Source organism: Microbacterium sp. USTB-Y (assembly GCF_023703415.1).
Taxonomy (GTDB): Bacteria; Actinomycetota; Actinomycetes; order Actinomycetales; family Microbacteriaceae; genus Microbacterium.
In genome coordinates, this window is record NZ_JAGMTU010000001.1 from 552630 (window position 1) to 572632 (window position 20003).

The window sequence follows — 20003 nt, forward strand, 5'->3', positions numbered from 1 at the left end:
CCGACGGCCTCGTTCGACGGAACAGGTGAAGGGGCCGGAAGGCGGCCCCGCGACGGAAGGACAGGAAGATGCGGAAGATCGTGGCATTCGAGCACATGACGCTCGACGGGTACGTGTCCAGCGGCAAGGGGATGGGGTTCGAGTGGACGAACCGCGCGTACGACGCGGAGCTCTCCGCCTACGCGCAGCACATCCAGGAGGACTTCGACCTGCCCGTCTACGGCCGGGAGACCTATCTCGGGATGTACGGGTACTGGAGCACCCAGCCGACCGCGGAGAGCACGCCGGTGGAGCGCGAGCACGCGGAGTGGGTCAACGCGGTCGAGAAGATCGTGGTGTCGACCACGCTCGAGTCGGCCGACTGGAACAACACCCGGCTCGTGCGCGGGAACCTCGCCGAGGAGTTCGGCGCCCTGAAGGAGCAGGCCGGGGGGACGATCGCGATCTACGCGAGCCCGAAGCTCGTGCACTCCTTCCTCGAGCTGGGCCTGATCGACGAGTTCCGCGTCGTCGTGCACCCGGTCGTGATCGGCGGCGGCACGCCGCTGTTCCCCGCGGGCACCGAGCTCGACCTGAGGCTCGAGGAGTCCCGCTCGTTCGCGGCCGGTGCGACCTACCTGCGCTACGGCGTGGCCTGAGAGAGGATCGGACCATGCGATACCTGCTGCTGATCCGTCCCGACATCGACGAACTGCCCGCCGACTGGGCGCCCGACTCCCGGCTCGAGGAGGAGATGGGCCACCTGCTCGAGGAGATGACCAAGGCGGGCGTGCTCCTGGACACGGCCGGTCTCCGCCCGCCCGAGGAAGGAGCCGTGCTCCGGCTCGCCGGAGGGGCCGTGACCGTCGTCGACGGGCCGTTCACCGAGTCGAAGGAGATGGTGGGCGGCTACTGCCTGCTGCAGACGCGGACCCGCGACGAGGCCGTCGAATGGGGCACGCGGTTCCTGCGCATCCACGGCCCCGAGTGGACGATGGCCCTCGAGCTGCGCGAGCTCGACGGCGAATGACGGCGTCCGACCCGCCCGTCGACCGCGCGGTCCCGCGCGCGGTCGACGCGGCGTGGCGGATCGAATGGCCGCAGCTCGTGGCCGTGCTGACGCGCCTCGTGGGCGACATGACCCTGGCCGAGGATCTGGCGCAGGACGCCCACGTCGCGGCGCTGGAGCAGTGGCCCCGCGACGGCGTGCCGGCCAATCCCGGCGCGTGGCTCACCGTCACGGCGAAGCGGCGGGCGATCGACCGGATCCGCCGGGATTCGACGCTCGCCCGCAAGCTGCCGCTGCTGGAGGGCGAGATCCTCTCCTCCCTCGACGCGGGCTCGTCCGATCCCGCCGCGGCCGTCGACGAGGAGATCTCCGACGACCTGCTGCGGATGCTGTTCACGGCCTGCCATCCGGCGCTCCCCCGCGCCTCGCAGGTCGCGCTCACGCTGCGCATGGTCGGCGGGCTGACGACCGACGAGATCGCCCGGGCGTACGTGACCGCCACCCCGACGATCGTGCGCCGCATCTCGCGCGCGAAGAAGATCATCCGGGACGAGCGCATCCCCTACGAGGTGCCGAGCGGTGCGGAGCTCGCCGAGCGTCTCGATGCCGTGCTCGAGGTCGTCTATCTCGTGTTCAACGAGGGGTACGCGGCGACGGCCGGGGACGACTGGATGCGGATCGATCTCTGCACCGAGGCGCTGCGGCTCGCGCGCGTCCTCAGCGGGTTGCTCCCCGCCGAACCGGAGGTCGCGGGCCTCGCGGCGCTGCTCGAACTGCAGGCGTCCCGGCTGCGCGCCCGATACGACCCTGCCGGACGCCCCGTGCTGCTGCGCGACCAGGACCGCACCCGGTGGGACCGCCTGCTGATCCGGCGCGGCTATGCCGCCCTCGCCCGCGCCCACACGCTCGCCCGCGATCGCGGGCGGCCGCCCGGCCGGTATGCGCTGCAGGCGGCGATCGCCGCCGCGCACGCGATGGCGCCGACGCAGCCGCAGACCGACTGGCGACGGATCGCGGGCCTCTACGCCGTGCTCGCCGCGCGGTTCCCCTCGCCGATCGTCGAGCTCAATCGTGCGGTCGCCGTGGCCGAGCTGCACGGCCCCGCGGCGGGACTCGAGCTCGTCGATGCGGTCGTCGCAGGCGGGACGATCGACGACTACCACCTGCTGCACGCCGTGCGCGGCGACCTGCTGCTGCGGCTCGGGCGGACGGCGGAGGCGGGCCGGGAGCTCGAACGGGCCGCCAGGCTCACCGCGAACACGGCCGAGCAGGCGCTCCTGCTCGACCGTGCCGCGAGACCCGGGGCCCGTTGAGCGGCAGGCCCGACGACCTCAGGGCCATGCCGCGGAGCGCGGCACCACGAGCACCGGAACGCCGGCGTTGCGCACGATCTTCGCACCGTGGGATCCGAGGAAGACCCGGGCGAGCGGGTTCAGGCCGCTCGACCCCACCACGCTGACGGGATCCGCGTGTACCGAGAGGGAACGCCGGTGCGGGAGGGGAACAGGGTCCTGGATAGGGACCGTGTCGCGAGGTCATGCGGCGGCGGTCCCGGAGCGTCCTCCCCGTGCGATCAGTCGTGCGCCGATGAGCGCCACGATCGCGGCGAGCACGGCGATCGCGGTCATCAGCACCCCGAACCCGTCGCGGTAGGCGGCCGTCGCGGCCTCGAACACCTGCGGCGCGGGGCGCCTGCCGTCCTTCGCATAGGCCCCGATGCTGCCCAGCGCCGACGCGACATCGGAGGCCGACATCCCGGCAGCGTGCAGGCGCACGGTGATGCCGGAGATCGTGAGCTGGGTGACCGCGACCGTCGACAGCGCGGTGCCGAGCGAGTAGAAGAGCTGCCCGAAGGTGGTGCGCGCGCTCGTGACGGGGCCGTAGAACTCCGCGGGGGCCTCGCTGAGGATCAGCGTGCCGTATGGGAGCGACGCCGCGGTGACGCCGAACGCGACGAGCACGCCCGCGGGTACGAAGGCGAGCGGGGTGTCGACGTTCCGCGCGAGGGCGGCGGCGACGAAGCCGGCCGCGGCGAGCAGCCCGCCCAGCAGCAGGGAGGCCTGCGGGGTCATCCCGCGGGTCATCAGGCGCCCGAGGATCACCGCTCCGACGATCGACGTGACCGACACCGGCAGCTGCCAGACCGCGACCGCGGCGGGGGTGAGCCCGAGCACGTACTGCCAGAGGTTCGTGAGCTGGAGGAAGGCCGCGGCGACGCCGAAGTTGAAGACGAACCCCGCGCACAGAGCACCGAGGAAGAGCGGGCGCCGGAAGAGGAACACCGGGAAGAACGGGTGGCGCACGCGCGTCTGCGACCACGCGAAGGCGGCCAGCAGCAGGATCCCGGCGGCCATCACGGCCCAGGTGACCGGGTTCGTCAGCGACGAGGCCAGCTGCGAGACGCCGTACAGGAAGACCACCATCCCTGCCATGAGCAGGAGCTGCCCCCACACGTCGCGCCGCTCCGTGACGCTCGGCGCGACCGCGGGGAGCAGCATCAGGACCGCCGGGACGGCGAGAGCCGAGAGCACGGGGACGAGCAGGAAGGCGAGGCGCCAGTCCGCGCCGGCGAGGAGTCCGCCGGAGAAGGTGAACACGACGCCGGCGGCCCCGGCGACGGCGGCGAACGCGGCGACGGCCGCGGGGAGCCGGCCGGGGGCCGCGAGCACCTGGATGTACGCGAAGGCGGCGGCGTACACGGCTCCGAGCCCGATGCCGGAGACCGCCTGCCCGACGATGTAGACGAGCGCGGTCGGGGCGACGGCGACGAGGACCTGACCCGCGATGCTCGCCAGAAGCGCCGCGACGAGCATCCTGCGGCGCCCGATCCGGTCGGCGAGCAGTCCCGTCGTGATGACGGAGGCCGCGATCGCGAGGGTCTGCATCGATGCGCCGAGCGCCTGCTGGCCCCCGACCATGTCGAGGCCGCGGCTGGCGCCGACGAGCGCGGTCGCGGCGATGTTGGGGGCGGCGCCCTGGACGGCGGCCAGCACGCCCAGGAGGGGGACGGCGAGGCGTGACGCGGTGCGGCGGACGTCGGTGGTGGCGGTGTCGTTCATGTCGTGGGGGCTCTCTGCGCGAGGGGTCAGGAGGAGAAGGCGACGGCGCCGTCGATGTAGGTGGCGTGCACGTCGATCCCGTCCCAGCCCGCCGGATCGGTCGTCCACGGGTCCGCGTCGACGACGGCGAAATCGGCCCGCATGCCGGGGCGCAGGACTCCGCGGTCGTCGGCGTGGATTTGCCAGGCGGCGTGGGCGGTGATCGCCGCGAGCGCCTGCGCGGGCGTGGCGCACTCGTCGGGACCGAGCACCGACCCGTCCGCCTCGAGGCGGCGCAGCACCGCCGTCTGCGCGCTGTGCAGCGGGTGCACCTTCGTCACGTTGTAGTCCGAGTGCAGGCTCGGACGCAGCCCCGCCCGGTAGGCGGAGGCCACGCGGTCCAGGCGCGCGGCGCGGTCGGCGCCGAGGATCGTGTCGCGGAACGCGGCACCCCAGTAGTAGACGTGGTCCATCAGGAAGCTCGGCGAGATCCCCGCGGAGGCCATCCGCGCGAGCTGATCGTCGGTCGTCACGGAGGCGTGCTCGAAGCGGTGCCGCAGGTGCGGATCGGTGCCGGGCAGGAGCTCCTCCGCGGCCTCCAGCGCGAGCTCGACCGCGGCGTCGCCGTTGGTGTGGATCATCAGCTGCCACCCGTCGGCGAGCCCCGCGCGCATCGCCTGGCGCAGCCCCTCGGGAGTCCAGTTCGCGTGACCTCCCGCGGTCTCGCCGAGGTACGGCTGCAGGAAGTAGCCGGAGCGGCCCTGGTTGGATCCGTCGGCGACGAGCTTCCACGCGTCGGCGCGGACCATCTCGTCCCCGCTGAACGGCGTCACGCCCGCGGCCTTCCAGGCGGCGGCGACCTCGGCGGGCGTCTTGTATCCGTCGAGCGCCGAGAACTGCGCGGTGGAGACCCGGGCGGGCAGCCGCCGCGCGCCGTTGAGCTGGTGCAGCAGCGCGATCTCGCTGACTCCGGCGAGGGTGCCCGTCATCGCCTCCCGGACCGAGGTGACGCCCTGGCTCGCGAACTCCGTGAGGAGCCGGCGGACGCCGCGCGCGACATCGGCGGCGTCGGGGCGTGGCAGGCCCGCCAGCAGCATCGTCACGGCCGGCGCCTCGCCGACGATCCCGGTCAGGCGCCCGTCGATCTTCTCGAGCGTGCCGCCGGCGGGCGCCGGCGTGTCGTCGGAGATGTTCGCCGCGGCGAGCGCGGCGCTGTTGGCGTAGGCGAAGTGCATCGACGCGTTGAGCACGACAACGGGACGATCGGCCGCGACGCGGTCGAGCATGTCCCGGGTGAGCGCGGGCTCGCCCGGATAGAGGCTGGGGTCGAAGAGCTTGGCGAGCACGTACTGGCCGGGTGCCGTCGTGGCGGCCGCGACCTTCAGGGCGGCGATCACGTCGTCGAACCCGGGGCAGGCGACGTGGGAGACGTCGGTCCAGTCCAGCGTCATGAGCGACACCCAGATGTGGGCGTGCGGCTCGATGAGGCCGGGGATGACCACGCCGTCGGGCGACAGGACGGTCGTGGCGGGGCCGGTCAGCCCGTCGAGGTCGGCGGCGGATCCGAGCGCGATGATGCGCCCGCCGGACACGGCCATCGCCTCGGCCGCCGGCGCCAGCGGATCGCCCGTCGAGATGCGGCCGACGACGAGCAGGTCGGCCGCGGATCCGGCGGCGGAGTCGGCGGCGTAGTGCGCGGGCGTGATCCCATGGCCGGCGGCGGAGATCGCGGAGGACAGGTGGGCGCGGCTCGCGGGGAGGGCGGCGAGGCAGTCGTCGGACATGAGGCTCCTAGGGGTGGGGAGGGTGCCGGAGAGAACGGGAGGAGATGCGGGAGATGTCGCCGGGCGGATGCGCCGGCCGGCCGATCAGCGGAAGTCGAGGACCTGGTCGCCCCAGGCGGGGCGCAGCGCACCGTCGAGGTCGTCGACGATCGCGTCCTGACGTTCGATCACGAGAGTCGCCCGGGTGCCGCCCGCGCCGTCGACGGAGTACGCGGGCCACGCCGGCGCGTCGGCCGCGTCCGGATTGCGGCCGTGCGCGAACGCGGTCCACCGCTGCTGCATGCGCGCGGAGATCGCCTCGGCGACGCGGCGCCCGCCGAGGCGGAACGTCGGATCCTTCGGTCCGCCGCTCAGGTTGCCCCACAGGTAGGGGAGCTCGGTGGCGTGGGTGGCGCCGAGACCGATCAGCCGCAGGAAGGGCGCGGCGTGGTCGAAGCGGTACAGCCAGACGTCGGAGACCGCGCTGTGCCCTTCGGCGATCCACAGCGTCGGCATGCGGAAGCCGATGTCCCGGGCGATTCCGAGTCCCATCGCGCGCTGCCGGACGTCCTCGTAGGCGGTCTGCACCTGGGCGGCCGAGGGCATGTCGAGGCCGGGGTTGTCGGCGGCCATGTCCGCGAACATCTGACGGATCCGGTCGTCCGTGATCGGGATCAGCGGCGACTTCATGAACTTGAAGAGGGCGGCCTCGTCCTTGTTCGTCCCGATCATGAGGGGCACCGGGAGCCCCCGGCCGTCGTGCAGCACCGTGACCGGGGCCTCGGGGAGGAGGGCGCCGTCGACGACCGGGGCGAAGGCCAGGGTTCCGGGGGCGACACCGGGGATGGCGGCGTAGACGGCCATGCCGGCCGTCACGACGTCCTCCGCCGGCACCGCGCGCAGCGCGTCCGCGGCGGACGGATCCGAGGGATCGATGCCCAGCTCGGCGGCGAAGCGCTCCGCCACGTCGCGCGCACGGTCGACGCCGTACATGCTCGAGGCGGGAGACGACTGCGCGATCGCGCGATGGAAGAGCCCCGCGGCGGAAGGGGTGGCGAGCAGCGTCGTGACGAGCCCGCCACCGGCGGACTCGCCGAAGACCGTCACCCGATCCGGATCGCCCCCGAAGGAGGCGACGTTGTCCTGCACCCAGCGCAGCGCCAGCAGCACGTCCTTGAGGGCGAGGTTGCGGTCGAACCCGCCGTGCGGGAGGAGCCCGGCGAGGTCGAGGAACCCGAACGCCCCGAGCCGGTAGTTCACGGTCACCACGACCACGTCGCCGGTGCGCACGAGCGACGTCGCGTCGAAGAGCGGCTGGCTGGAGGAGCCGAAGGTGTACGCGCCGCCGTGCAGCCAGACCATCACGGGAAGCGGCGCCGTCGCCCCTTCGGGAGCCCACACGTTCAGCACGAGGCAGTCCTCGTCGAGCACCACGTCGTCGCCGAGCGGTACCGACGGGTTCGCGCTCTGCGGGCACGCGGGACCGTAGACGGTGGCATCGCTCTCCCCCTCCACCGGCTCCGCGGCGATCGGGTCCCGCCATCTCAGCCCTCCGACGGGCGCCACCGCGTAGCGGATGCCCCGCCAGGAGCGGACGCCGCCGGCGGCGGCGCCCCGGAAGGTCCCCGCGGGAGCCACGACGGCAGAGGCGTCGCCGGACGCGGCGGACGGGGTGGGTTCCTGGTGCGACATGGATCCTTCTCTCTCGGGGGTCATGGGGACGGGACGAACGGGGGTCAGCTGGTGAGCCGGTGCACGATCTGGGCCACCTCGTCGGCGGCGAGCAGCGCGAACACGACCGTCATCATCGCCGCGTTGTGCGCGATCAGCTGCCCCTTCAGACCCTGCAGCGCGGAGCGGACGCGGGGTGAGCCGCCGAGCTCGACGAGGGCGGGGACGATCAGCAGCGACGACGCGACGAGCGCGAGAACGAGGCAGAGGGCCGCGCTCCCCCAGACCGGCAGGTGGGCCTCGCCGATGAGGGCGCCGCCCTTCAGCCCCAGGGGCACGTTCTTGGAGTTCACGGCTGCCATGACCACACCGAGCCCCGCGGCCCGCGCCGGCGTGACGGCGTCGATCGCGGCGAGCCAGCGGGGCGCCACCGCGGGCTCGCCGTTGCGGGGACGCGACCGCCAGCTCAGCGCCGCGAACACGGCGAACCCCGCGGCGACGAGGATCGACACCACGAGTGAGACGACCCGGCTGCCCGAGGTGGCGGCGGAGACGTGCGCGGAGGCGATCGCCCCGATCGCGATCGGCACGAGGGAGACCAGCGTGAACGAGGCCGTGAAGGCCGGGGCGGAGCTGCGCCCGCGCGGTGCGAGCACGATCGCCACGATCGCGACGATCGGGAGCGGGGACAGCGACATCCCGACCGCCAGCGGGATGAGCTCGTGCAGGTCGTTCACGGGAGCGTCCGTTTCGCGTCGCGGACCCCGGAGCGGGTGCGTCCGGGTGATCCGCCGCCGATATTACGGTCGCCGCCGAGGGGCCTCCGCAGGATGTTCGGCTGACACGACAGCACTGTGCGGCAGGGCGAGGACGGCCTCCAGGACGGCCCCGCCGGGTGCGCGAAGCAGCCGTGCATCGAGGTCCCGCATCCGCGAGGCCGGTCGCAGCTGCGCGCCGGGAACCACGGCCCCGAACGACCGCACCCGCACCCGCAGGTGCGGTCCGGCGCCGGTGGCGATGACGTCGAGCGAGATCTCGGCGCGGCGCTCGACGCCGTGCTTCACGGCGTTCAGAAGCCCTTCGGCGATGACGTCGTAGGCGTCGCGCGCCGCCCAGGGGGCCGAGCCGCATGCGGTCCGAGCCGCCTCCGACTCCTCGACCCGCAGGTCCATCACCCGCCCCCAGGTGCCGAACAGCGCGGTCAGCTCCGCACCGGGATCTCCTGCCGCACCGCCGGCCGACAGGATCGCCTCCATCCGCGAGACCGTCTCGTCGAGGGCCTGCTGCAGTCCGGCGACCTCGACCCGGGTCGGATCCGGGTGGGCCAGGGCGAACACGGCGCAGCCGCCCTGCCCGTCCCGGTGCAGCAGCTCCGCCGAGCGGCGCAGTCCTTCCCGCGCCGTCCGGGTGCCCTCCCGCGCGGTCCGCTGCGCGCTCCGGATCGCGCCCGAGAGCCGGCGCCGCTCGCGGCGCTGCGCGTGCAGCGCCCCGGCGCAGAGCCCGGCGAAGAGCGCATACGCGAAGTAGACGACGGCCGGCACGACCGCGGTCCCGACCGGCGCCCCGTGCGCGACCGCGAGGGCCGAGAGCGCGATCCCCAGGACCGCGGACAGCGCCAGGAAGGCCGCGGACCGCGCCCCGCGCCGTCGGGCCAGGGCGCGGCAGCGCGATCCCGCGTCGATGGCGAGTCCGCCGCCGACGAGCACGAGGACGCCGAGCAGCAGCTCGGTCGCGCTCTGGCTGCGCAGGGCATAGGGCAGCATCGTGGCGCCGTACAGCAGCACGACGACGCCCGTCGCGGGCAGCCGGTACCCCGCCCCGCGCCCGCGCGTCTCGGGGCCGGGGACGGCGCCGTCGCCCCGGTCCTGGGGCGACGGCGAGCCGTCGGGCTCTTCGGCCAGCGCGCGCAGCCGATGGCTCCACGTCCGGAAGCCCTCCGCACCGAGACGACGGACGGCCGCGGCGGTGCCGTCGTCGGCGCCGAGGGCCACGATCCCGGCGCGGAGGCGGGTGGCCGCCGCGAGGGCGATCCGGTGCGCCCGTTCGGCGAAGTCGCGAGATCGCGCCTCCGCCTGCACGAGTTCGGCGGCGACGGAGCCGAGCAGCCGGTTGGTGCTGCGCAGACCGCGGAACGCCGCCTCCAGCACGGCCACGACGACGAGCACGACCGTCCACACCAGGACGTTCGTCGCGATGCGGAACGGGAGCTGCCAGGCCGGCGGCGTCGGCAGCTCCGAGGCAGCGGTCCACAGATCCTGCACGATCGGCCTCAGCCCACTGCAGAGCAGCACTCCGACGACGACGGCGACGACGCGTGCGCGGGGCCGGTGCAGGCGTCGCTCCACGAGCGCGACCACGCCCAGCGCGCCGGCGAAGCACAGCCACGTCACGGCGGTCGCCGGCCAGGCGCTGGGCGCATCGACGCCCGCGCCGAAGGGGGCCATCACGGTCGCGGAGAGGGGCAGGGTCGCGACGAAAGACCAGATCGTGAGGAAGCGTCCGCCGCGGAGGGATCCGTGCACCGCGGCGAGAAGGCCTCTCATCGCGAGGGGCCGAACGCGGCGAGGTAGGTCGCCGCGGCAGCCACGCGCGGATTCACGGTGGGATCCCCGGTGACGCCGAGCCTGTCGAAGATCCGGCTGATCGATCGCTCGACGGCGCGCACGGTGGATCCGGTCTCCGTCGCGATGCGGTCGTTCGACCAGCCCCGGGCGATCATCGCCAGCACGTCGAGCTGGTGCCGGGTGAGGGCGCCGAGTCCCTCACGCGAGAGCACGGAGCCCGCGTCCGGCACGGGCTGCGTCGACAGCGCCTGCTCGAGCGCGTCGATGAGCGTCCGCGGTGAGTCGAGGGTCTGCTTCGGGACGAACAGGGCGCGCGGGATGCCCATCGCGGTGGCGCCGGCGGCGGCGCGCGGATAGCTGCTGAGGAAGACGATCGCGAGATGCGGCGCGAGCTCGGCGAGCATCGCGGCGAGCTCGGCGCCCGAGGGACGGGAGCCCAGGTCGATGTCGGTCAGGAGCGCATCGGGGTCGAACTCCGTGAACAGCTGCGTCGCCGTCGCCGCGTCGGCGGCCGCCGCGGTCTCGAACCCGTGCCGCTGGAGCAGATCGCAGAGGAGCACGCGCAGAGCGGACTGGTCTTCCACGACGAGGACCCGACGCGTCCACTCCGTGCTCACGAGAAAGAGACTACTGGGGCGGAGGCCGGGCAGAATACCGCTATCCCGTGCCGCGCGCCCTCGCGACGACGAGGCCGCGCTGCGAGCTCCAGAAGCGCTCCAGCATCGCCCGCAGCTCCGTCGCGTCGACATCGGCGCCGAACGCCTCCGCGCCGGGTTCCAGCATGATGCCCGCAGCGAGGGCGCCGGCCACCACGGGGTCGAACCCGAGGTCGTCGACCAGCCGCGCGACCTGCGCCACGTCCGCCGGGTCCTCGCCGGCGACGGCGATCGCCTTGCGCCCCGGGGCTCGTGCGGGGCGGGCCTCGTCCTCGACGTCCTGATAGCCCATGTGATTGAACGCCTTAACGACGCGGGAGCCCGCCAGGAACCGCTGCACGATCTCGCTCGTGGATGTGCGCGGATCGTCGAGGTCGTCGCGGAGGCCGTCCGACCCCCACCAGTAGTTCATGGCGTCGATCACGAGCATGCCGCGCAGCAGCTCCGCCGGCAGCGCGGTGTGACGACGCAGCGGCAGCGTGAGGAGCACGGCATCCGCCTCGCGGGCGAGTTCCGGGACGTCGACGGCCGTCGCCCCGAGCGCACCTGCCCTGCGCGCGATCCGAGCCGCATCCGACGATCCCGCGACCAGTACCCGGTATCCGGCCGCGACCGCGAGCCGGGCGAGCACGCTGCCGATGCGGCCGGCGCCGATGATGCCGAGCGTGTGGATCCGGGAGGTCTCGTCGGTCACGGCGTCATCGTAGCCGGGTGCCCCGGTCGCCGCGGTGGACGGCCTCTGGCGCCCGGACCCGCGAGGGCACTAGGTTCTTCACGTGCCGCACACCGAAGCCCTCGTCGCCTTCACGCTCACCTCGCTGGTGCTCATCGCCATCCCGGGGCCGAGCGTGCTGTTCGTCATCGGACGCTCCCTCGCCTGGGGTCGCAGCGCCGGGCTCTGGAGCGTGCTGGGCAACGAGCTCGGGAGCCTCGTCCCGATCACCGCCGTGGCGTTCGGGGTGGGATCCATCGTCGCCCAGTCCGTGGCCCTCTTCACGGCGGTCAAGGTGCTCGGCGCGCTCTACCTGGCCTACCTCGGGATCCAGGCCATCCGCCACCGTCGCGACGGCTTCGCCGACGCGTCCCAGACCGGTCCGCGCCGCCTGTCCACGTTCGCGATGCTGCGGCAGGGGTTCGTCGTCGGCGCCACCAACCCCAAGACCATCGTGTTCTTCGTCGCCGCCCTGCCGCAGTTCGTCGACTTCCATGCCGGCTCGGTGCCGGTGCAGATGATGATCCTGGGACTGATCTTCACCGTCATCGCCTTCGCCTGCGATGCGACGTGGGCGCTGATCGCCGGGGCGGCGCGGTCGTGGTTCGCACGGTCGCCCCGCCGGCTCGCCGCGGTCCGCGGCACCGGCGGCGGCATGATGATCGGCCTCGGCGGCGTGCTGCTGCTCGCGGACAACAAGGGCTAGCACCGGCTCGGACGGCGATCCTCGTCCCTCTGCGCGCTCCTCCCGCGCCCGCATGTGACCTTCGTCCCTTCTCCCGCCCGGGCGGCGGGCGAGGGTGAAGGGCATGAACACCACCGCTGACCTTCCGATCCTCGTCGGCGTCGACGGATCGGCGTCCTCCGTCGACGCCCTCCGCTACGCCGTGACGCTCGCCGGTGCGCTCGGTCGTCCGATCCGCGCCGTCATGACCTGGGACTACGCCGCGTTGATCGACCTGTATCCGACACCGGGACGCTCTCCGGAGAAGGAGACGGCCGCGCATCTCGACGCGGTGATCGCGCGCGCCTTCACGGAGGGCCGTCCGGCCGGCCTGACGACCCGGGTGGTCGCCGGCCCGCCTGCGTCCGTGCTCATCGCGGAGAGCCGCCATGCGGAGATGCTGGTGCTGGGCACGCGGGGCCGCGGCGGCTTCACCGGGCTGCTGCTCGGATCCGTGAGCGCGGCCTGCGCGGCGCACGCGCACTGCCCCGTCCTCATCGTGCGCCACGAGAAGCAGGAGGGCTGAGGCTCCGACGCCGCGCTCTAGTCGTCGCGGTGGCGGCCCCGCTCGATCTCGAACACCGCCGCCTGCGTGCGGTGATCCAGACCCAGCTTGCTGAGGAGCCCGGAGACATAGTTCTTGACGGTCTTCTCCGCGAGCCCCAGCCGCTCGCCGATCTGCCGATTGGTCAGCCCGTCCGCGATCAGCGCGAGGATCTGCCGCTCCCGCAGCCCCAGGGATCCGAAACGCGGATCCTCTCCGGGGGCGTCGCGCATCCGCTGCATCGCCGTGCGCTCGGCGCTGGGGTGCAGCAGCCTCCGGCCCGCCGCGACGCCGCGGATCGCCTCGAGCAGTTCCGCCGCGCGGACGCTCTTCAGGAGGTAGCCGGCCGCACCCGCCACCACCGCCGCGAACATCGCATCGTCGTCGTCATAGGCCGTGAGGATCAGGCACTGCACCCGCGGCTGATCCTGCCGGATCTGCCGGCACAGGTCGATCCCGTTCCCATCCGGAAGGCGGACGTCGAGGACCGCCACATCGGGCTGCGTCGCCGCGATCCGCGCGAGCGCATCGCGGGCGCTGCCCGCTTCGCCGGCCACGGTCAGGTCGGCCTGACCCTCGATCACGCCCGCCAGCCCCTGCCGCACGATCTCGTGATCGTCGACGAGGAACACACTGCTCATCGGGATTCCCCTTCCCCGCGTCCATGCTCGCCAAGGCCATCATGCACCCGGATCAGATGGCCGCCCACCCTCCGTCGACGGGGATGATCGCTCCGGACACATCCGAGGCGTCGTCGCTGAGCAGCCACGCGATGGCCGCGGCGAGAGCCTCCGGCTGGGCGACGGGAGGGAGTGTCGCCTGCATCACCGGCCCCAGGCGCTCCTGCGCCAGGGTCGAGCGGAAGGCGGCCTCGATGTTGGTCGCGACCGGGCCCGGCGCGACGGCATTGCATCGCACGCCGCGGGGCGTGTAGAAGAACGCCGTGCTCTTCGTAAACCCGTTCACCGCGTGCTTCGACACCGTGTACGGCGTTCCCGCCGCCGACCCCCGCTGCCCGGCCTCGGAGCCCACATTGACGATCGCGCCCCGACCGGCGGCGAGCATCGCGGGCAGCACCGCACGGGTCATCCGCATCATGCCGGTGACGTTGACGCCGATGACCCGCTCCCAGGTCGCGTCGTCGATCTCGGCCGTGGGCTCGAATCCGTCCATGATCCCGGCGACGTTGGCCAGCCCGTCGATCCTGCCGCGCGCCGCGGCGATCGCACGATCCGCCGTGAGCTGCTGGAGGAGATCGCCGTCCACCGTCGCGACCCGGTCTCCGAGCTCGCGCTCGAGATCCTGCAAGCGGGTGCGGGACGCATCGACGCCGACGATCCGCGCTCCTTCGCTCGCGAGGCGGAGGGCGGTCGCCCGTCCGATGCCGGATCCGGCGCCGGTCACGATGATGGTGCGTTCTGCGAAGCGATTGCCGTTCATGAGGGTCCTCTCCCATCTCCTCCCCTCACGCTCGCAGCAGCACGCCATCGGAGCCGGGACCAAAGTCACGCGGAGCACGACGGCCTCCGCGCGCGGCCCGCGCGGCGGGCGAACCGATCTGATCCGATCCGTATGACTTTCGTCCCGATCGGTCTGGATCCGGCCGGGGACAGTGGGGACATGAACGATGAGAACGCTGATGCCGACCGGGTGATCGTCGGCGTGGACGGGTCCGCGTCGTCGATCGCCGCGCTACGGTACGCGGCGCGCATCGCCGACGCGCTCGGCGCCCCGCTCGAGGCGATCACCACCTGGTCCTCCCCGCCGTTCGCGGACACCTACCTGGTGCCTTCGTGGTCGCCGAAGGACGACGCAAGATCCATCCTCGACGCCGCCGTCGAGCAGGCGTTCGGCGCCGAGCCGCCGCCGCTGAAGCGGACCGTACTGCTCGGCCCCGCCGCGGGCGTCCTGATCGGGCTGAGCAGATGCGCGGGCATGCTGGTGCTGGGCAGTCGAGGGCACGGCGGGTTCGCCGGGCTCCTGCTCGGGTCGGTGTCCGCGGCGTGCGCCGCGTACGCCCACTGCCCCGTCCTGATCGTCCGTGACGGCACCGAGGGCACGGAAGCCCCGGCGACCGCGGGTGCATCATGAACCGCGCCGGGTTCCCTCGTCCGAGCTCGCCGATCGGTCCCTCCGACGTGGTGCTTCCGCCCACGCACCCGGTCGATCTGACCGACCTCGTCACCGCTCAGCTCTCGGCGCACGCGCCGGAGCCGACGCACCGGTGAACGCCCCGGGGCGCAGACCGGCGGCCACGGGCGACTCGAGGGGAAGACGCATGGACGCGACGCGCAGGGCGGACCTCGACATCAAGGAGGACATCGCCGACGAGCTCGAGTGGGCTCACGACGTCGATCCCGTCGATGTGGGCGTCTTCGTGCGCGACGGCGCCGTCACGCTCTCGGGAGAGGTCGGCTCGGAGGCCGAGAAGGTCGCCGCACGAGAGGCGGTGCGACGGGTGCGCGGCGTACGCGCACTGGTCGACGACCTGCGGATCAGACCCGAGTCCTCCGACCCCGGCTGAGCCATGTGACTTTCGTCCCGCGTCCGGGCAGCCGCAGCGGTGAAGCTGAACGCATGGACATGGATCGGATCATCGTCGGGGTGGACGGCTCGCCGTCCTCCATCGCCGCCCTGAAGTACGCCGCACGGCTGGCCCAGGCGCTGCACGCGCCGCTCGAAGCCGTCACGACCTGGACCTACCCGCCCATGACCGGCGCGGAGCTCGTCATCGAATGGCAGCCGGAGCAGGACGCGCAGCAGATCCTGGATCAGTCGGTCGTCGCCGCGTTCGGCGACGCCCCGCCGGACGGGCTCACCCGGACGGTGCTGTCCGGGCCGCCCGCACGGACGCTGATCGATCTCAGCGAGACGGCCGGCATGCTCGTGCTCGGAAGCCGCGGCCGCGGCGGATTCGCCGGCCTGCTGCTCGGCTCCGTGAGCGCCTCCTGCGCCTCGCACGCGCACTGCCCCGTGCTGATCATGCACACCGACGACAACGGGACGGATCGTGGCTGAGAGCCGGGCCGGCGCGTGAACGGATCCTCGCTCCGCGCAGCGCCCGCCCCGGCGCCCTCCGCCGAGATGCGCGTGTGGGCGACCGGTGATGCCGCCGGAACCCTGACGTCCACGACCCGGCGCGTGCCGTCCCCCGGAGCGGACGAGGTGCTGATCGCCGTGGAGGCGTGCGGCGTGTGCCGCACCGACCTGCACGTCATCGACCGGGAGATCCCGCCGCACCGCCCCGGGGTGGTCCCCGGGCACCAGGTCGTCGGCACGGTGGTCGCGGCAGGATCCGCCGTGCGCGCGCTGCACCCCGGCGACCGCGTCGGGGCCGCGTGGCTGCGCCGGACCTGCGGCACCTGCCGGTGGTGCCGAGAGGGGCGCGAGAACCTCTGCCCCGCCTCGCGGTACACCGGGTGGGATGCCGACGGCGGATTCGCGGAGTACCTCACGGCGCCCGAATCCTTCCTCTACCGGCTGCCGCAGGACGCCGATCCGAGGGAGATCGCGCCGCTGCTCTGCGCGGGCATCATCGGCTATCGCGCGCTGACGCGCGCGAACCTGCCGCCGGGCGGCGATCTGGGGATCTACGGATTCGGATCCAGTGCGCACCTGACGGCCCAGCTCGCGATCGCCCAGGGCGCGCGCGTGCTCGCGATGACACGCGGCGAGCGCAACCGGGAGCTGGCGCGGCGCGTGGGCGCCGTGTTCGTCGGGGATGCGACGGCCGTTCCGCCCACCCCTGTGGATGCGGCGATCGTGTTCGCGCCGGCCGGAGAGCTCGTGCCGCTCGCCCTCGAGGCGACGCGCCCCGGCGGCACGGTGGTGCTGGCCGGGATCCACATGACCGCGATCCCCGCCATGGACTACGCCCGCGATCTCTTCCAGGAGCGGGACCTGCGCACGGTCACCGCGAACACGCGCGCCGACGGCGCCGCATTCCTCCGCCTCGCGCAGAGCCTCCGGCTGACGCCGAGAGTCACCCGCTATGCGTTCGCCGACACGGGTGCGGCGATCGATGAGCTGCGGAGCGGGCGGGCGGCCGGCTCCCTGGTGATCGGCTTCTGACGGGCGCGGAGGACGACGGGACGAAGGTCACGGTCGGGCGTCGGCGCATCGGGGACGCTGGCGGGAAGGGCGGCTGACGGGAGCCCGTCCACCGAAGGGAGAAGATCATGATCCACGTGCTCAGCGAGCAGCGCTGCTACGACCTCCTCACGGCGACCACGGTCGGCCGCGCGGGATATGTGCGGGAAGGAGTGGTCGAGATCATCCCGATGAACTATGCCGTCTCCGGGCACGATCTCCTCCTGCGGACCGGATCCGACGGGGCGCTCAGCGTCCTCGCCGACGCGGGCGCGACCGTGTCGTTCGAAGTGGACCACCTGGACAGCCTCGGGCGCGCGGCCTGGAGCGTGCTGATGAGCGGACCGCTCTCCCGCCCCGCACCGGAGGAGGCCGCGGCGCTCGTCGCGCGCGTCTCGCCCTGGCCGGGCGGAGAGCGGGACGTGCCGCTGCGGTTCCGGATCACGCGGATGACGGGCCGGGCCGTGAAGCACGAGTCGCAGTGAGCGGACGCCGAGCGGCGTCAGAAGCCGGTCGGCTCCGTCTCGTACTCGACCTCCTCGGGGCGCCTCTCGTGGTGAAGGGGCAGGAGGGCGTGCGTCTGCTCGAACCAGAGCAGCGCGTCGTAGCGCGCGCCCATGGCGGTCGGGACGTAGTTGCCGCGCTCGCGGGCCGGGTCGTAGACGACGCCGATGGCACGATGACCGGCGCCGTGCGACAGCCAGGCGCGAGTCCGCTCGGCACCGAAGTCGAGGACCGCGGGAAAGCCGAGCGCGTCGTGGAGGAGTCCCTCGTGGCTGTCCGCCCGCGCGATCGGAACCGGCATCCGCTCCTCGGCGACGCCCCACTCTCGCGCCGCCGTCACCGTGCCGGAGTGCGAGGCCATGCCGATGAGCAGCACCTGGTCGGCGCCGTGCCGCTCGCGGAGCAGCTGCCCGATGTTCAGCAGCCCGGCCGCGGCCATGCTGGTGGCGCGCGCATCGCCCACATGGGTGTTGTGCGCCCAGATCACCCCGCGGGACGCCCGTCCCTCATGCGCGGCCAGCCGGTCGATCGTGTCCATCATGTGCAGGTCCCGGATGTTCCAGGATCCGCGGTCCGTCCGCACCATCTCGCGGTAGTAGCGTTCGGCTTCGACGACGATCGACGCGTTCTGGCGCGCATCGAACGCCTCCTCCCCGTCGCCGATCGCACGGCGGCGCACCTCGGTGAGGAGCTCGACGACATCGTCCTCGCAGGAGGCCGGCACCAGCCGGGTGCCCCAGGCGTAACGGTGCGGGTCCTCGTCGAACGGTGCGAAGCACCGCCATGCCCTCGCGGCCACCGGCAGCGCGTCGGGTTCGTTCACCGCGAGCCAGGCCATGATCCGCTGCAGCGAATCCCACAGCGAGTAGACGTCGAGTCCGTAGAACCCGACCCTGTTCTCGGCCGGGCGGGAGGCGTTGAGCTCGCGGAGCCCGTCGAGGAAGTCGGCGACCTCGGTGTTCGCCCACATCCAGGTCGGCCATCGGTCGAAGGTCGCCAGCACTCCACGGGCGTCGCGGTCGGTCTCGGCGAGGCCGCGCACCCAGCGGTCGATCCGCCAGCAGTCCGGCCAGTCGCCCTCGACGCCGATCCAGGTGATTCCGGCCTCCTCGATCAGCCGACGGGTGAGGAGGGCGCGCCACCGGTAGAACTCGCCCGTGCCGTGCGAGGCCTCGCCGATCGCGACGAAGCGACGCCCTCGTGCCCGGTCGACCAGACCGTCCAGCGCTCCCTCCTGAGCGAGCGGATGGGCGAGGTCCCGGATGTCGTCGATGAGGTCGTCTCTGGCGGTCATGATGCTGTCCCTGTTCGTGCGAGAAGGCGGACGACCTCGTCGTCGGTCGTCTGATCGAATCGGCGGTACGAGGCGCCGACGGCCCGGAAGTCCTCGGGCTGCTCCAGGCAGAAGACCCGGTCCGCGCCGACGATGCGTCGCGCGGCGTCGGGCGCGCCGACGGGCGCGGCCACCACCACCTGCGCGGCGCCGAGCCGACGGGCGACCAGGCAGGCCGCGGACGCCGTGGCCCCGGTGGCGATGCCGTCGTCGACGATGAGCACGGCCTGACCCGTCAGGTCGCGGCGTGCCGCGCCCCCGCGCAACAGCCGAGCGCGACGGTCCAGGGTCTCTCGTTCGCGGCTCTCGACGTCGTCGAGCTGCGCGCGGCTCACGCCCGCGTCCCGGATCATGCCCGGATCGAGCAGGCGGACTCCGTCTTCGCCGATCGCCCCCATCGCCACCTCCGGATGCGTCGGCAGGCCGAGCTTGCGGACGACGATCACGTCGAGCGGCAGGTCGAGCGCGGCGGCGACCTCCGCGGCGACGGGGACGCCGCCACGCGGAAGCCCGAGCACGATCGAGGCCCGGACATCGGCGTGCCGCAGCGCCGCGCCGAGCCGCCGTCCGGCGTCCTGTCTGTCGATGAACACGGGTCGCTCCTCCGCTCCGCCGGGACGCGGGTCCGGGGCACGCCCGCCCCGGACCCGCACGATGCTCAGAACGCGCGGACCATGATCTGGTTGTCCACGTCGGTGACGTGCGGGGATGCCCAGGCGGCGTTGCCCGCCTGCTGACGCTCGGTCCACGACTTCACTGTTCCGGTGAGCGTGACCTTGTTCCCGTGGACGGCGACGTGGATCGTCTGTCCGTCGAGCTGGGCGTTGCGGGTGAGCGCGTTGCGGATCCGTTCCTCCGTATCCGTCCCCGAGGGCCGTGCGGCGATCTGGATCCTGCTGATGACCGACGCGACGCCCCGCAGGTGCTGCACCGCGCGCTTGGCCGCATGGCGCTGGAAGTCCCAGTCGACCTCTCCGCTGAGCGTGACGCTGTGCCCCTGCACGTCCGCCTTCACGCTCTGCGGCACATTGCTCGCCGCGCGCAGCGCACGCTCGACCTCCTTCGCGACGTCGGTCTCGGTGACGGGCCACGCCGACTTCGGGTGCACGGTGAGATCGTCGACGACGGTCCGCACCCCGCGCACGCGCCGAGCGGCCTTCTTGGCTGCGAGGCGTTCGACATAGCTGCCGACCTCGCCCGAGAGGGTGACGATCCCGTCCACCACGGCGACGCCGATTCCTGCGGCGTCCACATCGGGTGTCCAATCGAGTTCGTCCATCACGAGCGTCTGCACGTCGAGGTCGGTGTCGGTGTGGATGGCCATGAGAGTTCCTTTCGTCGGGTGCGGGAGTGCACGCTCTCACCCTCCGCGCGGCGCTGCGCCCCCGGAGGGTCGAAAGTCCCGCGGGCCGCGCGT

General features: G+C 73.0%; 24 protein-coding genes. 11 read left to right on the forward strand and 13 right to left on the reverse strand.

All coding sequences use genetic code 11. The annotated features are described in order from the left end of the window. Positions 1-68: 68 nt before the first annotated feature. The 3 genes from J8G10_RS02505 to J8G10_RS02515 are packed head-to-tail and all read left to right on the forward strand — an operon-like array spanning position 69 to position 2301. Entirely contained in the window at positions 69-638 is a 570-nt protein-coding gene (locus J8G10_RS02505) for a dihydrofolate reductase family protein (RefSeq protein WP_251438965.1), read from the forward strand. Positions 639-652: 14 nt separating this feature from the next. Continuing rightward, positions 653-1009 carry a YciI family protein gene (locus tag J8G10_RS02510; protein ID WP_251438967.1) on the forward strand — a complete coding sequence of 119 codons (357 nt, stop codon included), beginning with the start codon at positions 653-655 and terminating at the stop codon, positions 1007-1009. Then, positions 1006-2301, forward strand: coding sequence for an RNA polymerase sigma factor (locus tag J8G10_RS02515; RefSeq protein ID WP_251438969.1), 1296 nt, complete (start codon positions 1006-1008; stop codon positions 2299-2301). Before J8G10_RS02510 ends, J8G10_RS02515 begins: the two co-directional genes overlap by 4 nt. Positions 2302-2319: 18 nt before the next feature. Here J8G10_RS02515 and J8G10_RS02520 read toward each other — a convergent pair whose 3' ends face one another. The 8 genes from J8G10_RS02520 to J8G10_RS02555 form a co-directional block, all read right to left on the reverse strand. Then, entirely contained in the window at positions 2320-2442 is a 123-nt protein-coding gene (locus J8G10_RS02520) for a universal stress protein (protein ID WP_251438971.1), read from the reverse strand. 81 nt (positions 2443-2523) lie between these two features. Then, a complete protein-coding gene (locus J8G10_RS02525) occupies positions 2524-4047 on the reverse strand; it encodes an MFS transporter (RefSeq protein WP_251438973.1) in 1524 nt (507 codons plus the stop codon). Positions 4048-4073: 26 nt separating this feature from the next. Then, positions 4074-5810, reverse strand: a complete 1737-nt coding sequence (locus tag J8G10_RS02530; RefSeq protein WP_251438974.1) for an amidohydrolase — start codon at positions 5808-5810, stop codon at positions 4074-4076. Between the two features lie 84 nt (positions 5811-5894). Next, on the reverse strand, positions 5895-7481 hold the full coding sequence (locus J8G10_RS02535; protein ID WP_251438976.1) for a carboxylesterase/lipase family protein: 1587 nt from the start codon (positions 7479-7481) through the stop codon (positions 5895-5897). A 44-nt stretch (positions 7482-7525) separates the two neighbouring features. Continuing rightward, positions 7526-8197 (reverse strand): GAP family protein, encoded by a 672-nt coding sequence (locus J8G10_RS02540; RefSeq protein ID WP_251438978.1) that lies wholly within the window; start codon positions 8195-8197, stop codon positions 7526-7528. Between the two features lie 63 nt (positions 8198-8260). After that, entirely contained in the window at positions 8261-10003 is a 1743-nt protein-coding gene (locus tag J8G10_RS02545) for a hypothetical protein (RefSeq protein WP_251438980.1), read from the reverse strand. Beyond that, the gene (locus tag J8G10_RS02550) at positions 10000-10641 is read right to left on the reverse strand and encodes a response regulator (protein WP_251438982.1); all 642 of its coding nucleotides are present in this window, start codon (positions 10639-10641) and stop codon (positions 10000-10002) included. Before J8G10_RS02550 ends, J8G10_RS02545 begins: the two co-directional genes overlap by 4 nt. A gap of 40 nt (positions 10642-10681) precedes the next feature. Further along, entirely contained in the window at positions 10682-11374 is a 693-nt protein-coding gene (locus tag J8G10_RS02555; RefSeq protein ID WP_251438984.1) for an NAD(P)-binding domain-containing protein, read from the reverse strand. Positions 11375-11456: 82 nt separating this feature from the next. On the opposite strand from J8G10_RS02555, the gene J8G10_RS02560 reads away from it, so the two are divergent. Both J8G10_RS02560 and J8G10_RS02565 read left to right on the forward strand, forming a co-directional pair. Then, positions 11457-12098 (forward strand): LysE family translocator, encoded by a 642-nt coding sequence (locus tag J8G10_RS02560; protein WP_251438986.1) that lies wholly within the window; start codon positions 11457-11459, stop codon positions 12096-12098. Positions 12099-12201: 103 nt separating this feature from the next. Further along, entirely contained in the window at positions 12202-12642 is a 441-nt protein-coding gene (locus J8G10_RS02565; protein WP_251438988.1) for a universal stress protein, read from the forward strand. Between the two features lie 17 nt (positions 12643-12659). Here the strand turns inward: J8G10_RS02565 and J8G10_RS02570 are convergent, their stop codons facing one another. Both J8G10_RS02570 and J8G10_RS02575 read right to left on the reverse strand, forming a co-directional pair. Continuing rightward, on the reverse strand, positions 12660-13301 hold the full coding sequence (locus J8G10_RS02570) for a response regulator transcription factor (protein WP_251438989.1): 642 nt from the start codon (positions 13299-13301) through the stop codon (positions 12660-12662). 52 nt (positions 13302-13353) lie between these two features. Continuing rightward, entirely contained in the window at positions 13354-14100 is a 747-nt protein-coding gene (locus J8G10_RS02575) for an SDR family NAD(P)-dependent oxidoreductase (protein ID WP_251438991.1), read from the reverse strand. Positions 14101-14280: 180 nt separating this feature from the next. Between J8G10_RS02575 and J8G10_RS02580 the strand changes: the two genes are divergently transcribed. From J8G10_RS02580 to J8G10_RS02605, 6 genes are all read left to right on the forward strand, one after another. Beyond that, on the forward strand, positions 14281-14751 hold the full coding sequence (locus J8G10_RS02580) for a universal stress protein (RefSeq protein WP_251438993.1): 471 nt from the start codon (positions 14281-14283) through the stop codon (positions 14749-14751). Beyond that, a complete protein-coding gene (locus J8G10_RS02585; protein WP_251438995.1) occupies positions 14748-14888 on the forward strand; it encodes a hypothetical protein in 141 nt (46 codons plus the stop codon). The genes J8G10_RS02580 and J8G10_RS02585 overlap by 4 nt, the downstream gene beginning before the upstream one ends. 50 nt (positions 14889-14938) lie before the next feature. Then, positions 14939-15184, forward strand: coding sequence for a BON domain-containing protein (locus J8G10_RS02590; RefSeq protein WP_251438997.1), 246 nt, complete (start codon positions 14939-14941; stop codon positions 15182-15184). A gap of 53 nt (positions 15185-15237) precedes the next feature. Then, on the forward strand, positions 15238-15678 hold the full coding sequence (locus J8G10_RS02595; RefSeq protein WP_251438999.1) for a universal stress protein: 441 nt from the start codon (positions 15238-15240) through the stop codon (positions 15676-15678). Between the two features lie 15 nt (positions 15679-15693). Continuing rightward, positions 15694-16731: a zinc-dependent alcohol dehydrogenase family protein gene (locus J8G10_RS02600; protein ID WP_251439001.1), complete on the forward strand. Its 1038-nt coding sequence runs from the start codon at positions 15694-15696 to the stop codon at positions 16729-16731. A 107-nt stretch (positions 16732-16838) separates the two neighbouring features. Beyond that, positions 16839-17234, forward strand: coding sequence for a pyridoxamine 5'-phosphate oxidase family protein (locus tag J8G10_RS02605; RefSeq protein ID WP_251439003.1), 396 nt, complete (start codon positions 16839-16841; stop codon positions 17232-17234). Between the two features lie 17 nt (positions 17235-17251). Here the strand turns inward: J8G10_RS02605 and J8G10_RS02610 are convergent, their stop codons facing one another. The 3 genes from J8G10_RS02610 to J8G10_RS02620 form a co-directional block, all read right to left on the reverse strand. Next, positions 17252-18547, reverse strand: a complete 1296-nt coding sequence (locus J8G10_RS02610) for an erythromycin esterase family protein (RefSeq protein ID WP_251439005.1) — start codon at positions 18545-18547, stop codon at positions 17252-17254. Further along, on the reverse strand, positions 18544-19179 hold the full coding sequence (locus J8G10_RS02615; protein ID WP_251439007.1) for a phosphoribosyltransferase family protein: 636 nt from the start codon (positions 19177-19179) through the stop codon (positions 18544-18546). Before J8G10_RS02615 ends, J8G10_RS02610 begins: the two co-directional genes overlap by 4 nt. A 65-nt stretch (positions 19180-19244) precedes the next feature. Continuing rightward, positions 19245-19910 carry a BON domain-containing protein gene (locus J8G10_RS02620; RefSeq protein WP_251439009.1) on the reverse strand — a complete coding sequence of 222 codons (666 nt, stop codon included), beginning with the start codon at positions 19908-19910 and terminating at the stop codon, positions 19245-19247. Positions 19911-20003 lie beyond the last annotated feature (93 nt).